A 15,377-nucleotide genomic window follows, 5' to 3' on the forward strand; every position below is an offset into this window, starting at 1 on the left:
ATTTATTTTGCGTCAAACATAATTGCCCAAAGTATGCCATAACGGTCAACCACTTCACCATATCGTTTGGCAAAAAAGGCTTCACCGAGTTTGCAATCTATCTTTTGCGCTCCTTCGGATAGTTTGATATACATCTCTTCTGCTTGGGTAATCGAATCGCAATGAAGAGTCAGCATATGTCCCCGGTTGCCGAAGTCACGTTTGTCATGTGGCAACGTATCGGCTACACTTATAGAACCTCCCGGGAAGGTGATACAACAGTGCAGGATCATCTGTTTACACGCTTCGGGAACCGGCATCTCCGGAGTAGGGGGCATGGAGTCGTAACGATATAAATTTTCTATTTTGCCGTTTAACACATCGGCATAAAAGTTGGCGGCTTTTTCCGCTTCTCCATTAAAAATAAGATAGGATGTTAGATTCATAATAATGTTATTTATTAATTAATTAATTACGACGCAAATGTACCCGTCCTGTTTGACAACAGTATGTCAGCAAGTTTTTTTTAATGCTCCAATCGTTTAGTTTTTATGGAAATGTCATGCGAAATACGGTTTGTTTTCCCGGTTCTACGTGTACAGTAAGTTCTCCGCCATGAAGTTGCATAATACGTCGGGATAAAGGGAGTCCGATTCCACTTCCTTCTTTTTTGGTCGAATAGAAAGGGATGAATATCTCTTCCAACCGGTCTTGTGGAATGCCTTCCCCGTTATCGGTTACCTGTATAAATGAGAAAGTCGTTTCTTTTCCTGCTTCAACGTGTATCTGCGGTTCCGGGTTCTCTGTCGTTGCCTGTAGGGCGTTGCGGATAAGGTTGATCAATGCCAGGGTTATCAGGTGCTGGTCGAGTTGTATCACCATCTGTTTCGGAGAACTATAACGGATATATTTACTACCCTCTTCGGAACTCAATAACCGGTCGAGTTTATCAAATAAAACACGGATTTCAACCGTTGTCAGAACCGGATCAGGCAGGTGGGTCAATCGGTGGTAGGCATTCAGGAACGTATTCAATTGTTGTGTCTGCTGATGAATGGTTTGTAATCCGTCAATTGTTCCTTCTTTCCCGTATTCATCGGTATATTTGATCAGATCGGCCGACAAAGAGGCTATCGGGGTAATAGAATTCCTGATCTCGTGTGTCAGTACCCGGATAATGCTTTCGTAATAAAACCGCCGTTCCTCCAGTTCCGTCTGATTGGCTTCAAAATGTTGCATAATCCGGTTCATCTCCCGAAGTAATCCATGCAGAAATTTATCATTTCCCTTTTCCGAAAACGACTGGTGAAACCGAATATTGAAATCGTTATTATTGATCGCACTGAAGAAACTTTCCAGCTGACGATCTGTCTTTTCCATTTTCCTTACCAGCATAATGGCCAGGGTTACGATGATTATAAGACAGACAAAAGCAAGAAAAATGGAAGTTCGGCTGATCAAAAGCCAGGCTCCTGCAATCGAGAATAACACAATCCCAGCTATCCCACTAATAATGACCCGGTGTAATCGGCGATTCAGCATGCATTTTAGCTTTTGGCGGTTAAAGATTATATTTCTTCAGTTTATTGTATAAGGTTTGTCTGCTGATATTGAGTTGCTGTGCAGTCAATGTCAGGTTACCTTTTTTCTCAGTCATAACGGTTTGAATAAATTGCTTCTCGATATCATCCAATGTCAGAGAAGTGGAAGCTGATGACTCTGTTTCATCAAAGAGAAAGTCATCTGCCGTTAACTGCATCGCATTATTCAGGAGCATCGCTCGTTCAATGCTTTGCTCTACGCTTAAAATGTTTCCGGAAAGCAACTGAGTGGCCAACTTATCCCGTGCCTCACGATCCACAGAAGGGAATGGCTTGCCATAAGCCGTTGCATATTTTTTCAGGAAAAAATCGATTAATTGCCTTACTATATTCGCTTCATCGGGCGTTGTTTGTTTATATCTCTCATCGACTGATGCGTGTGAAACAACAGTTCTGTTTTTCTCTATCCTTTTCTCCCAGGCTGCAATTACTGTAGCGACAAGTTTCTCGTTCTCCCAAGGTTTAATAATAAAGTCTGCCGCCCCTTTTTTCAACGAAGCCACTGCCAGTTCTATATCACCGAACGCAGTGATCAAAACCACTTCCGGCGGGTTACTGCGTTCCCGAATCCTGTCGAGCCAGAAAAGCCCTTCGCCTCCTGTCTGTTTGCCGGTACTGAAATTCATATCAAGCAGTACCACATCCACATCATTTTCACGTAATAAAGCGGGAAGCAAAGTCGGAACCTGCACGGTCAGTACGGTTTTGAACTCACGCGAAAGAATCATACGAAGCGTTTTCAGTACCGTTTCGTTATCGTCTACTATGATGATTTTACCTGTGTGCATATCCTTTACTACAAACGTACAATTTAATTAACACTATGCAAAATACACCGGATTCAACTTATTATATAGTTTATAGGCAAACATCTTCCGTTCATGTCAAAAAATTAGACGATTTACACATCATTACTTCAAAGAATGCTATTTTTATTGGCAAGCAGACAGAGACTGATTAGTTTTGAAATCAGTAAAAACAAGGATATGCATCTATCATTCAAATTGATCTTTCGCAGTTGGAGACGTAATAAGACGTTTACTGTGATCTCCATCCTCAGCTTGGCAGTTGGTATTGCGTGTACCAATCTACTGTTGGCTTTTGTGATTCATGAATACAATGTAGAGGCTGGTAATCCGAACAGAGACCGGATCTATACCCTTGTTCAGGATTCTCCCTTTCAGTCGGGCGATCAGGTCTTTTGGGTCTCCGGCGATATACCTCCCATGATAAAGGATCGTTATCCGGAAGTTGAAGATTATCTCTGTCTCACTTACATGTATATGACTAAGATTACCGTGGGCGAATCGATCTACGATCCGTTAACGTTTATACATGCCGACGCCTCTTTTCCTCGTTTCTTTCCTTACCAGACCCTTGCGGGAAACCTGGAAGAAGCATTGACAGCACCCAATAAAATTGCATTGACGGAAGCTACTGCACATCGGTTCTTCGGAAAAGAAGACCCGATCGGCCAAAATATTTATGTCAACCATTCAGCCGAAAAAGGAACGATGTATCAGGTTGTAGCTGTTATAGCCGCCAATGATCAGTCTGCCCTTTCGTTTGACGGTATCACTTCCATGGCTCAGAAATCCGGTGGACAATCTTTTCTTTTAATGAATCAATCCATAGACCCGGAGGCATTTGCCCTTCGTCTGAAAGAAGATGGTATTCACCCCTTTATGGGAGATAAAGGACGTTATTATCTGTATACTTTACAGGAAAGCTTCTTCAGGGGGCACGAATATAAAGGGCTGTATTATCCACATATCATGAAACAAAACAAACTGACCCTGGATATTGGATTGTTCTCTGCGTTGCTCATCCTATTGATTGCCTGCTTTAATTATATCAATCTTAATTTTTCACGCCTGTTGCACCAGGTGAAAATGATACATGTTCAACGACTAATGGGTGCTTCTCGCATCGATATCGACAAACAATTATTTTTTGACACCTTTTTGACTGTATTTATCGGCTTTCTATTCTCATTACTTATCATGTATGACTTGATTCCGGCTTTCAACTCCATACTATCGGGTCAAATGGAAGTCTCTTTCATCTTCAGTGGACAGGTCATGCCTGTATTGATCGGACTGATACTTATTCTTTCCGTCTTGCCGGCCATTTATGTAAGCCGTAAGATCGGTGCCCTTTCCCGGCAACGTTATCTTGATCTGACCGGCGGGAAAAACAGACAGGGTATTATTGCGACATTATCTGTCGTGCAATTCACCATTTCTATTGCTTTAATCATCGCAACCCAGACGGTCAACAACCAGATCGGATTGATCAGTCAGGGGGGAGAAGCGTATCAGGGACTGATCGAAATAGAAAGTGGTGAGCATGCGAAAGCGTTCGTCGAAGAGTTGCGTACCCATCCCGAATTAGGAGAGATCAATACAGCCGGGTTACCTTTGTTTAACTATGGTATCCGAGAGATCGCCGTTGTCAATCCTGACGAAAGCGAAACGGTTTTGACCTTAGTGCAATTATATTGGGATACAGCTTTTTTGTCCACTTTCCATCTCGGATTGCAGCAAGGTATACAACCGGAAGAAGCCCTTACTTATTTCTCCCGTCCGGTTTACATCAATCGACGTTTCGCAGATCTGTTTGTTGAGAATGGTGAAAATCCGATCGGAAAGCCGGTAAAGAGTTATGATAAAGCGTTTGATCACGGGAATAAGGAGGATGGTTCAACAGAAAATCCAATCACCACCATTGCGGGAGTTGTGGATAACTTCTTTATCGGTTCGCTGGAACAAGAGGTATCTCCTACAATTATTCATATAAATAATCTGGTAGACAAGTATAATGTGGCTTATTTTCGTTTAAACGACAATCATCCGGAGCGTTTGAGCCAGGTCAAACAAATCTGGGAAAAATATCATCCCGGTCAGCTATTCACATACAAACATGTATATGAGGAGTTCGTCTCCTTTAACCAAAAAGCGTTTGGATTGGCAGACCTGTTACTTATGTACTCATTGATCAGCATCTTCCTCACCTGCTTCGGACTTTTCGGGATCGCATTGTATGCAGCCGAACAACGCACCAAAGAGATTGGTATCCGGAAAGTGAATGGAGCCACAACCTGGCAAATCGTCGGTATGCTTAATAAACAATTAATCATGTGGATCAGTATAGCCTTTGTTATTGCAGTTCCGGTTTCGTGGCTTCTCCTGAACAGGTGGTTGCAAGGATTTGTCTATCGTGCGGAGATTTCTGTAGGCATATTCGTATTGGCTCTGTTTGCTGTAACCGGCATCGCATTATTGACTGTCAGCTGGCATAGCTTCAGGGCAGCATCCAGCAATCCGGTGAAAGCGTTGAGAAATGAATAAATAAATCCTTAAAATGCCATGAAACATATCTCTTTTAAACTGATATTCCGAAGTTGGTCACGTAATAAAACGTTTACTGTGATCTTCATCCTCTTAGCATGATGCAGGGGATATACCGAGCGAATTATAAACATGTTTGATGGAGGATTGATCACAGAAAACAGGTCCTAAAAATAAATGAAAATCTATATACATTATGTTTACACATTATTTTAAAATGGCTTTGCGCAATATGCGAAAACACAAAACGCAGTCACTCACTGGCATTTTCGGACTGGCATTCGGACTTGCCTGTTTTGTTCCGGCGCTTTACTGGTTTCGCTATGAGACATCATATGATAATTTTTATGAATTATCACAAGATAGTTTTCGTGAAAAATCAGATGATTATTTTTATCCTGATGCAGACAAGATTTACCGTGTTTATTCTGTAGATAAGCAATCCGGAAAAGTAAACGAACTGGTTTCAGGTATTTTAGAAAGGAAATTACGTGAACAGTTTCCAAGCTTGCAATCTTCTACGGTCTTTTTTATAGAACAAGATCGTTGCAAATCGAACGAATCCTCCAATTTACAATTACAGACTGTTTTTACAGATAGTACCTTTTTGGATGTTTTCCCTCAAACAATTATTAGTGGTGATGCACAGAACCCATTGCAGGCTTTAAACAACATTATTCTTACAGAATCTGCAGCAATCGGTTTGTTTGGAGATGTTGAAAAAGCTATCGGACAGACAATAAAAAGTACGTTATACACAAGATTTTCGCCGTACATAGTTACTGCAGTCATGAAAGATCCTCCTCCTAATACTAATATATCGTTCAGTGCGATCCTTTGTCATGAACAGCTAACACTGCAAAAATCTTTTGTAGAAAGATCTGTAGAGCAAATATGGGCATTAGCGAACTTGTCGATGTACGTAAAACTATCTTCTGGAACAAATACCAATGAGTTAGTAAAAGAACTCAATCATTTTGCCTCAAAGTTAGACTCAAAAGCCCAAATGGAGTTACGGATGATGCGTATAAGCAACATACGTCACCAACTAAATGCAGATGTGCCATTCACATTAAACTTTATACATATACTCTTTGCATGCGGATTATTATTACTAATTAGTGCTCTTTACAATTTCCTAAACTTATATCTTGACATTTTCCGCCAACGCGACCATGAGTTACGTTTACGTACAGTACATGGAGCTTCACACTTTCAACTCATTCAGCAAATGATGATTGAACTGACCTGTGCCATTTTTATGGCATTATTACTGGCAGGTTTCCTTATTGTTATAACTCGTCTTGCGTTTTCCGGAATGTTCAAAATAGATATTGACATATCGCAATTAATGCTGGATTTTGTGATTTGTTCAATCGTAGTGATGGGGTTGATATTGTTTATCAGCGTTATTATTTTCGGGCGATTGAGCCGGTTGGCTATTCGCTATCAGTCGAAAGGAAAGACAAATGACAAGACGACTTTACGTCGCACGGCAGCTATTTCACAACTCGTTGTAAGTATTTCATTTATTGTAGCAGCATTAGTCGTTACAATTCAAATGAATTTTATTAACCATAAAGATTTAGGATTCGATAGTGCGGGAATCATACACGTATCAGGAATAACTACGATTCCAATGGATAAAGCGGCTTCCATCATGTACGGAATGGCAGCTATCCCGCAGATCGAGAATTATTCTTTTACCCACTTCGAACCGCAACAGAATGTTAACTCTTCGAGTTTGACGGATAAAGTAGAATGGGCAGGAAAACAGTCATCTGATAACAATATATTCCTACGAATCCCGACTGACAGCCGATTTGCTTCCACATTCAGGTTAAATATGGTTATTGGGAAATGGTTGGATGAACTTGGAGGAAATAATATCGTTCTCAATGAGGAAGCTGTTCAAGTGATGGGACTTAAAGAACCGATAGGCAGTGTTGTTCGTGTTGATATGCAAGAATATACAGTAGTGGGTGTAGTAAAAGATTTTCACACATCATCACTGCGTAATCGCATCCTCCCAACAATCTTTTTTAATTCAAAAGGTCTGGTAGATATCTTGTATATCCGTGCAATTGACAAACAAGAACAAGATGTGATACAACAATTAAATACGCTTATAGCCGGAGAAGGTGATGTGAAATTTACTCCTCTTCAACAAATATATGATCAATTAAATAGTTCTGAAGAGGTTGGCATGCAATTATTCTCTGTATTGGCAACGGTTTGTTTATTGATTTCGCTGTTTGGTGTTTATGCTGTAGCTGCCGCAGCCACTCAGTGCCGTCGTAAAGAAATAGCCATTCGCAAAGTGGTTGGAGCAGAAGTTGAAACAATTGTGCAACTCTTTTTGAGAGAATACACTTTATTGGTGGTTTTTGCAGCAGGCATAGCCTTGCCATTCGCATATCTGGCTATGAATCATTGGTTAGAAGGATATGCTTATCGTATCCACATCTCATGGTGGTTATTGATAAGTGTGTTAATTGGAGTCACTCTATTAGTTTTGCTAACCGTATTAGGTTTGGTGTTAAAAGCAGCTAACCGGAATCCTGGTGAAGTAGTAAAAAACGAGTAAAATAGTTATTATGCACAGCAACAAAGTTGATTGTAGATTGTGTAATATCTTCTACATAATCACCAGTGTTTGGTTATAACTTTACTTACCGTCAGCTGGCATAGCTTCAGGGCAGCATCCGGCAATCCGGTGAATGCGTTGAGGGATGAGTAAGGATGTTCCATCAAAAAAATATCAATTCAGGGGGTGTTGATTATGTTATTTTGTTGTTAAAAATGACAGATTTGTAACTTAAATCATGAAAAACGTATTTTTTGCTAACGCGTGTTTTGGTGATTTTGAATAAAATAGGCGCTGTTTTTTTATATTTCAGGTAAAAACATGCTGATCACTATTTATTTGAACTGGATGATCCAACAAATTCATCTAAGTGATTTTTTAAATGATGCAGAAGACCTTGGAGGAACATGCAAATACTTTTATAAAGTCATTTAGATGATTTTTTTTAGGGTTTGAAATGGCCGGAAAACAGACTCGAAATCGGCCGTTTTTTTTCTGGAGCAGTACTTTTTTTAGATCGATAAAAATAGCTTATATTATATGAAAATCAAGACTTTTTGTAAAAATAAACTCCAAATCCATGCGTTTTTTTCGGATCGCTTTGTGGTGGCTGCCAAACAGACAAATGTCGAAGGGGATAAAATGACAAAGTGTTCGTACTGACAAATTGATCATGTAGTCTTGATTAAAGGAGAGTGATCAATTTTTTATAGTCGTATTTGGGTATATAATACATTTCTACCTGATTATTATCTGTTATCTCCTCCAAAAAGCGTATTTTTGGACGCTAAAGTTGATCAGAGGTGAAAAAGCTTAGAGCTAATTATTTATTAAAGGCACTCCTGCTGGTTCTCTATATAGGATTCTATGTAGGGAATACGACTTTTGTCCATACTCACCACTATCTCTCTTACTCAGTTACTCACTCCCATCCTTTTCTGAAAACGACCGATGGAGTGCCCGATCATGGGCATGACAAAGCATCGTTGGATACGATCGACCAAATTAATACGATTGTGATCGACTTTGTACTGTTCCTGTTCGCTTTAGGAATAGTTGGTCTGTTTTTCACTACGCTTATACAGCAACCCCGTTCCAACATTGTATTTCGGGTTGTTAATGGGTACAATCTACGTGCCCCTCCTCTGTTCTCCTGACATTGGGGTAAATGAATTTGTAAATCCGGAACATACATCCGATCGGAAGATCGGTCGTGCCATCAGACAACAGAAGGCTGTTTCTGTTTGGGCATCTCTGTTTAGATGATACAAATTTACTAAACGACAGGTTGTCTCCTGTCGATGATCAATAGAGGTATAAATTTACAACACAACACATTATGAATAAATACATCGGAGCATTCGCCTGTATGTTGCTTCTGGCAGCATGCGGTAGCCAGGATGCTACAAAAGAAAATGGTCCTTTACGAGTAGAAGGGGAGACCATTATTGTAGAGGGAAATTCACCAATACTAAAGCAGATTGTCGTAGAAAAAACACAATTAGAAGAGTTCTCCTCGGAGTTCCGGACAGTCGGAACCGTGCGCCCTGTTTCGGGTAAATATGCCGAAATAACACCTCCTTTCGCAGGAAGAGTAAGCAAATCTTTTGTCCAGCTGGGGCAGAGAGTGGGAGTTGGGGCTCCTGTTTTCGAACTGAGTTCATCGGAATTTTATGAAGCAACAAAGGCGTACTTTGCCGCACAATCGGCCAATGAGCTGGCCCGGAGAAACCATAACCGCCAGAAAGAGTTAGTGGCTAATGGAGTAGGTGCACAAAGAGAGTTGGAACAGGCGCAGAGCGAAGCGGATATCGCCAGTCAAGAGTTTGAACAGGCCAAAGCTATTCTACAAATATTCAATATCGATCTCGCTACCCTCCAAATGGGTAATTCCCTGAAAGTGGTTTCACCCATTTCCGGCGAGATTGTGAAATACAATATCACTATTGGGAACTATATCAAAGAAGATTCCGAACCGCTGGCTGTCGTAGCCGATCTGTCACAGGTTTGGGTCGCTGCCCTTGTGAAAGAAAAGTATTTCGGATCGATCAAACAAGGCGATCGAGTAGAGGTTTTTACCAGTGCCGATCCCGAAAAAATCATATGGGGAACGATTTATCATATCGGTAAAATACTGGATGAAGAAACGCGTTCACTCGAGGTGATCGTACAATGTGATAATACCGACAGTGAGTTGAAACTCGGCATGTTCTGCGAGGCACATTTCTTAAGCGCCCCGACAAAGGCGATTATTCTGCCTTCAACTGCCATTATGCAGGAAGAGGAGAGCGACTATCTGTTTCTGGAAGTCGAGAAAGGTAAATACATCCGTCGTAAAGTAGAAACGGAGTCTGTCAGTCCCGAGAGTGTGCGTATTCTCAGTGGGCTGAGCGAAGGAGAACAAGTGGTGACCAAAGGGGGCATCTATCTAAATATATAAGACGATGGAAAAACTGATGAACGCCCTGGTACAACGTCGCTGGTTGATGTTGACCCTATTTGTATTGCTTTCGGGCATCGGAGTCTATTCATGGCGCCAGTTGGCCATCGATGCTTATCCCGATATTGCCGACGTAGCGGTCGGAGTAGCCACGCAGGTTCCCGGATTGGCTGTTGCCGAGATCGAGCAGCAGATCACGATCCCATTGGAACGTGAACTCAACGGTATTCCGCGTCTAAAGATTATGCGGAGTAAAAACTTCTTCGGAATATCCAAGATTACCCTTGTTTTTGAGGATGGAACAGACGACTACTGGGCTCGCCAGCAGGTACTCGAGCGGATCAACGATATCGATCTGCCTTTCGATGCCAAACCGGGACTCGACCCGCTGACCTCGCCAACAGGTGAGATATTCCGCTATGTGGTGGCTGGAAATAAAAGCCTGCGTGAACTGACCGAACTGAATCTCTGGCAGATTATTCCTCGATTGCGACAGATCCACGGTATCGCCGACGTATCCAATTTCGGTGGTATCACGACACAGTTCCAGATTGAGATAGACCCCAATAAACTCACCAAATACAACCTTTCGCTCAGCGAAGTGACCGAGTCTATTGAGCGAAACAACTCCAATGCGGGCGGTAGTACGCTTATCCGTGGAGATTTAAGCTATGTGGTGCGCGGTGTGGGGTTGGTGCGCGACTTGCAGGATCTTGGAAACATCGTTGTCAAGACCGTTGGCGGAACGCCTGTCTATATCAAAGACCTCGGCGAACTCAAATACGGAAACCTGGAACGTAAAGGTATCATGGGATATGTCGACGACGAAATAAACTATGAAGACGGCGTACAAGGAATGGTGCAACTATTACGCTACGAGAACCCGTCGAAGGTGCTCAAAGAGATCAACAAAACCATCGATGAACTGAATAAAGAGGGCCTACCAAAGGGCGTGAAGATACACACCTTCTACGACCGGACAGAATTGGTCGATGCAACACTCGACACCATATCGCATACCCTTTTGTTTGGTATACTGTTGGTTATCGGCGTATTGATTATCTTCCTCGGAAGTCCGAAAGGAGCCTTATTGGCGACCATCACCATTCCCATCTCACTGTTGATTGCGTTTATCCTGATGTGGCTGACCGATATACCGGCCAACCTGCTTTCGCTGGGCGCCATTGACTTTGGTATTATTGTAGACGGCACGATTGTGATGATGGAGACCATCCTCAAAAAACGGGAAGACAACCCCAACGAACCATTGAAAATATCAAGTATTGCCCGACGAACGGCCGAAGTAGCCAAACCGATCTTCTTTGCTACGCTGATTATCATTATCGCTTATCTGCCATTGTTTGCATTCGACCGGGTAGAACAAAAGCTCTTCACCCCGATGGCATTCACATTGAGTTATGCGCTGTTGGGTGCGTTGGCATCGGCATTGATCCTGATCCCGGGGCTGGCTTATATGGTCTATAAAAAACCGCAGAAGGTTTATCACAACCGTTGGCTTGAACGCCTGACAGCGATGTACAAAAAACAGACGGCGAAAATTATTGCGGCTCCTAAAAAGTTAGTGGCTCCCATGGCTGCTATCCTGGTGGCGGTGGTTGCACTTTGGATCATGGTTGGAAAAGACTTCCTGCCTCATCTGGACGAAGGAAGCATCTGGCTTCAGGTGCAGCTTCCCCCGGGTATGTCACTCGAGAAATCGTCTGAGATGGCCACTGCGCTCCGCGAACAACTCCGGAAATACGACGAAGTAAGTTATGTCATGACCCAAACGGGGCGTGATGACGAAGGGGTATGTCCGTTCTCCTTTTCACATATCGAGGTCATGGTCGGGCTCAAGCCGTATGATACTTGGAAAAATGGCCGTCGGAAGACAGACCTGATTGCCGATATGTCGGCTATGGTTGATACGATGCCCGGTTACGGCGTAGGCTTCTCGCAACCGATCATCGATATGGTGATGGATCAGATTGCAGGAGCGCATAGTGATATGGCGATCAAAATCTACGGCGAGGATATTACCGAGAGCCGGCGTATTGCCGAAGAGGTGATCAAAGTGGTCAGCGAAGTACCGGGCGCGGCCGATATAGGTATTATGGAAGAACCTTTCCTGCCACAGCTTCAGATAGCGGCTGATCGCGACAAAGTGGCTCAGTACGGACTCAATATTGCCGATGTTGCCGAATTGATTGAAGTGGCTATCGGGGGTAAAGCCGTTTCGCAGGTCTTTATCGACAGTAGGGTCTACGACGTGATATGCCGTTACAACGATATTTCGCGCGACACACCGGAAAAGATAGGTGCGTTGATGCTTACCTCCGGATCGGGGACAATGATACCGCTCTCTACCGTAGCTGAGATCAAAACGACCATCGGCCCGAGCATGATCTCCCGTGAGATGAACCAGCGGTTTGTCACTGTACGTGTAAACCTGCGCGGACGCGACCTGACTTCATTCTTCAATGAAGCCCAATTGAAGATAGAAGAGAATGTACAATACGACCACTCCAAGTTCCGCTTCCATTGGGACGGACAGTTGGAGAATCAGCGCCGGGCATACGGTCGTCTGGCGGTAGTTGTGCCTATCACATTGGCGGTCATGTTCCTGTTGTTGTTCTTCAATTTCGGCAAGTTCCGCCAGGCAGGGTTACTTATCGGCATGTTGCCGCTGGCTGTTTTTGGAGGGGTATTGGCGTTGGTATTGCGTGGGATGACCTTTAATGTATCGTCGGCAGTAGGCTTTATCGCCCTTTTCGGACTCTCCATTCAGAACGGAGTCATTATGTTATCCCACATTAATGTGTTGAGGCAGAGAGGACGGGCATTGAAAGAGGCCGTTATCGAAGGTGCGTCGCACCGATTAAGACCGATGATGATGACTGCCACCGTAGCGATCCTCGGACTATTACCTGCTTCACTCGCAACAGGTATCGGCTCGGATGTACAACGCCCGTTAGCCACCGTCATTGTCTACGGATTACTATTTGCCACGGTATTCACGCTCTTTATTCTCCCGACGCTCTATTATTTAATGGAACGGTATTACGAAAAGAAAGAGGCTTTATCACCCCAAAAAGAAGATTAATATGAAGATTATCCTAAATACAATATCAGTCGCTGTCGTTCTGCTCTGTATGGCGACGGCGACCCGGGCGCAACAAGTTGTGCCGATGAGTTACGCTGAGTATATGGAAAAGGTAACCACGGGCAATATCGAATATGCAGCCGAGAAACTGAATGTAAATATCTCAGAGGCAGAAGTCGTGGCATCGAAAGTCTTTAACGACCCGACCCTGGCCGTCTCCTATTTCAATAATAGTGAATGGGATATGGAAATGGGATACGGAACGGAGATCGAACTAAGTAAAGTGTTCACCTTCGGCAAACGCAAAGCCGGGATCAACCTGGCAAAAAGCGAAAAAGAGTTGACCCAAGCCCTATTGGCCGACTATTTCAGGAACCTGCGAGCGTATGCCACTATATCCTACCTGGAAGCAGTTAAGCAATACGAGTTGCATCAGGTCAAACAAGACTCCTATACCACCATTCGGCAATTGGCCGTAAGCGATAGCATACGCTATGCCGTAGGCGAGATTATGGAAGTCGATGCCATACAGACCCGTCTCGAAGCCGAGCTGTTGCAAAACGAGCTGTTGCAATCCCAAACGGAACTGTATAATGCCTTTGCCGAATTGAATCTCCTGACCGGAAGTTCAGCATTGGACACCGTTTTTCAACCCAAAGCGACGCTGCAAATGATCCCGCGTGATTTCATGTTGAGCCAACTGGTTTCTACCGCTCTCGACAACCGCTCGGATTTGGTAGCGGCTATGAAGAACAAAGAAGTCGCTTCCCGTGCGTTGACTCTGGTGCGCCGCGAGCGAAATACGGAAATCGAGCTCTCTCTCTCGGCCAACCTCAATGCACGTGTAGACAATGAAATCGCTCCGGCTCCTTCTTTCACCGGATACGCGGCAGGAATAGCGATCCCCCTGAAGTTTTCCAACCTAAACAAAGGGAATGTCAAAGCGGCTAAGATACGGCAGCAACAGGCTGAGATCCAATATCAACAAGTCGAGTTGCAGATACAAACCGAAGTAATGCAGTCTTACCACCGTTACCAATCATTAGCTACGCAGGTCAAACGTTACCAAGAGAGTTTGTTGGCAGACGCCCGGAAGGTAATCGACGGTAAGCTGTTCAGCTACAGCCGCGGCGAAGTTTCCCTACTTGAAGTATTAGACGCCCAGCGCACCTATAACGATGTACAGGCGCAATATATTGAAACACTGTTCAACCATGCCACCGCGTTGGTAGAGTTGGAAAGGGATGCCGGCATATGGGATATTGAGTTGTAACAATAGGTAAAAAGTACTAATCCAAATCTTTGTAATATGGTCTGTCCTTGAGAAAATCGTCATAGAGTTTACGCATTTCATCGATTTCATCGATCATAAAATGGTTCAGTTCCGATTGCTCAAAAGAGTTCAACAGAGCCGTTTGATTAATCGCCTGATACTCGTCAAGGGTTTTTAAGTAGTTGATCGTATGGTCATGGAATGCTGCGAAAACTTTGTCTGCTTGACTGAAAACCTCAAGGATGGACTCTATTTCCGTGTAGTGATTTTTAATAAACTCAAGAGAGAAAGTGATTATTGCTGAACTCTGTTTTTGTAAATTGGTTAATCCGTGAATCGCATTTCGAAATCGGACAACCCCTTCAATCCGAAAAGGGAATGACAGGATATATACTGCCGGAAGATGTATCTCATTTAAAATTTCGGCGATAAGAGCGACTGTGCAACTTGAACTATAACCTCCCATCCCAACCAGTACTATGGCCATGCGGTATGAGCCGAGTTTATTTTTTATTTGATCTTGAATGGCTGAAATGCCGTCTTGTATCTCTTTTTGACGGTTTTCGTATTTATTAACGATACAACACCCTCTTACCACAGGGATAAATAGTTTGTTCTCTTCAGGGAAATTTTTGTAAAAAAGAGCGATTTCATCGGCATCTATCAGCATCGGAGTCGTGTTTCCCGATCTGATATGGCTAAATACATTCGAAGCACCCTCCCCAATCGTAATTGTAACGATATTTTTCATCTTTCAATCTGTTTGACTTTTGAGATCTCTTGATTCTTCTATGAAACCTCAAAAATAGAACTTATAACCGGATATTCATACCCCATAAATGAGGCGTTTCTGACTCTCCTTGTTTTAGAGCCTATTTAGTCAGAATAAAAAAGTGTTGGATCCTTTTTTTTACTCTTTTCGATCCTTTATTTGATTGCTGCTGATCACTTTTCTGTTAGAGGTACCTCTAAATGATTTTAGACGTACCTCTAAACAGATTTAGACGTACCTCTAAATTGTTTTAGACGTACCTCTAACAAAAA

General features: G+C 43.0%; 10 protein-coding genes. 6 read left to right on the top strand and 4 right to left on the bottom strand.

Translation table 11 applies throughout. The features are described 5' to 3' along the window. Nucleotides 1-2: 2 nt before the first annotated feature. From M2135_RS06690 to M2135_RS06700, 3 genes are all read right to left on the bottom strand, one after another. Nucleotides 3-425, bottom strand: coding sequence for a VOC family protein (locus M2135_RS06690; protein WP_280747755.1), 423 nt, complete (start codon nucleotides 423-425; stop codon nucleotides 3-5). Nucleotides 426-528: 103 nt separating this feature from the next. Then, entirely contained in the window at nucleotides 529-1,521 is a 993-nt protein-coding gene (locus M2135_RS06695; protein ID WP_280747756.1) for a HAMP domain-containing sensor histidine kinase, read from the bottom strand. Nucleotides 1,522-1,540: 19 nt separating this feature from the next. Further along, on the bottom strand, nucleotides 1,541-2,368 hold the full coding sequence (locus M2135_RS06700) for a response regulator (RefSeq protein WP_280747757.1): 828 nt from the start codon (nucleotides 2,366-2,368) through the stop codon (nucleotides 1,541-1,543). Nucleotides 2,369-2,566: 198 nt separating this feature from the next. On the opposite strand from M2135_RS06700, the gene M2135_RS06705 reads away from it, so the two are divergent. The 6 genes from M2135_RS06705 to M2135_RS06730 all read left to right on the top strand — a co-directional run bounded on the left by M2135_RS06705 (nucleotide 2,567) and on the right by M2135_RS06730 (nucleotide 14,333). Next, nucleotides 2,567-4,930 (top strand): FtsX-like permease family protein, encoded by a 2,364-nt coding sequence (locus M2135_RS06705; protein ID WP_280747758.1) that lies wholly within the window; start codon nucleotides 2,567-2,569, stop codon nucleotides 4,928-4,930. A gap of 196 nt (nucleotides 4,931-5,126) precedes the next feature. Then, complete coding sequence (locus M2135_RS06710) at nucleotides 5,127-7,517, top strand: ABC transporter permease (RefSeq protein WP_280747759.1); 2,391 nt, start codon at nucleotides 5,127-5,129, stop codon at nucleotides 7,515-7,517. 803 nt (nucleotides 7,518-8,320) lie between these two features. Further along, nucleotides 8,321-8,674, top strand: coding sequence for a hypothetical protein (locus tag M2135_RS06715; RefSeq protein ID WP_280747760.1), 354 nt, complete (start codon nucleotides 8,321-8,323; stop codon nucleotides 8,672-8,674). Between the two features lie 182 nt (nucleotides 8,675-8,856). Continuing rightward, the gene (locus tag M2135_RS06720) at nucleotides 8,857-9,957 is read left to right on the top strand and encodes an efflux RND transporter periplasmic adaptor subunit (RefSeq protein WP_280747761.1); all 1,101 of its coding nucleotides are present in this window, start codon (nucleotides 8,857-8,859) and stop codon (nucleotides 9,955-9,957) included. Between the two features lie 4 nt (nucleotides 9,958-9,961). After that, entirely contained in the window at nucleotides 9,962-13,060 is a 3,099-nt protein-coding gene (locus M2135_RS06725; protein ID WP_280747762.1) for a CusA/CzcA family heavy metal efflux RND transporter, read from the top strand. A 49-nt stretch (nucleotides 13,061-13,109) separates the two neighbouring features. Continuing rightward, the gene (locus tag M2135_RS06730) at nucleotides 13,110-14,333 is read left to right on the top strand and encodes a TolC family protein (RefSeq protein ID WP_348537106.1); all 1,224 of its coding nucleotides are present in this window, start codon (nucleotides 13,110-13,112) and stop codon (nucleotides 14,331-14,333) included. Nucleotides 14,334-14,349: 16 nt separating this feature from the next. Here the strand turns inward: M2135_RS06730 and M2135_RS06735 are convergent, their stop codons facing one another. Then, complete coding sequence (locus M2135_RS06735) at nucleotides 14,350-15,084, bottom strand: hypothetical protein (RefSeq protein WP_280747764.1); 735 nt, start codon at nucleotides 15,082-15,084, stop codon at nucleotides 14,350-14,352. Between the last annotated feature and the right edge of the window lie 293 nt (nucleotides 15,085-15,377).

Source organism: Parabacteroides sp. PF5-9 (assembly GCF_029893105.1).
In the GTDB taxonomy this organism is placed as follows: Bacteria; Bacteroidota; Bacteroidia; order Bacteroidales; family Tannerellaceae; genus JARXWG01.

Excerpts from the sequence above, each read along its gene's own strand:
- M2135_RS06695 (WP_280747756.1), bottom strand. The coding sequence starts at position 1,521 with ATGCTGAATCGCCGATTACACCGGGTCATTATTAGTGGGATAGCTGGG.
- M2135_RS06720 (WP_280747761.1), top strand. The coding sequence starts at position 8,857 with ATGAATAAATACATCGGAGCATTCGCCTGTATGTTGCTTCTGGCAGCA.
- M2135_RS06700 (WP_280747757.1), bottom strand. The coding sequence starts at position 2,368 with ATGCACACAGGTAAAATCATCATAGTAGACGATAACGAAACGGTACTG.
- M2135_RS06730 (WP_348537106.1), top strand. The coding sequence starts at position 13,110 with ATGGCGACGGCGACCCGGGCGCAACAAGTTGTGCCGATGAGTTACGCT.
- M2135_RS06710 (WP_280747759.1), top strand. The coding sequence starts at position 5,127 with ATGTTTACACATTATTTTAAAATGGCTTTGCGCAATATGCGAAAACAC.
- M2135_RS06690 (WP_280747755.1), bottom strand. The coding sequence starts at position 425 with ATGAATCTAACATCCTATCTTATTTTTAATGGAGAAGCGGAAAAAGCC.
- M2135_RS06705 (WP_280747758.1), top strand. The coding sequence starts at position 2,567 with ATGCATCTATCATTCAAATTGATCTTTCGCAGTTGGAGACGTAATAAG.
- M2135_RS06735 (WP_280747764.1), bottom strand. The coding sequence starts at position 15,084 with ATGAAAAATATCGTTACAATTACGATTGGGGAGGGTGCTTCGAATGTA.
- M2135_RS06725 (WP_280747762.1), top strand. The coding sequence starts at position 9,962 with ATGGAAAAACTGATGAACGCCCTGGTACAACGTCGCTGGTTGATGTTG.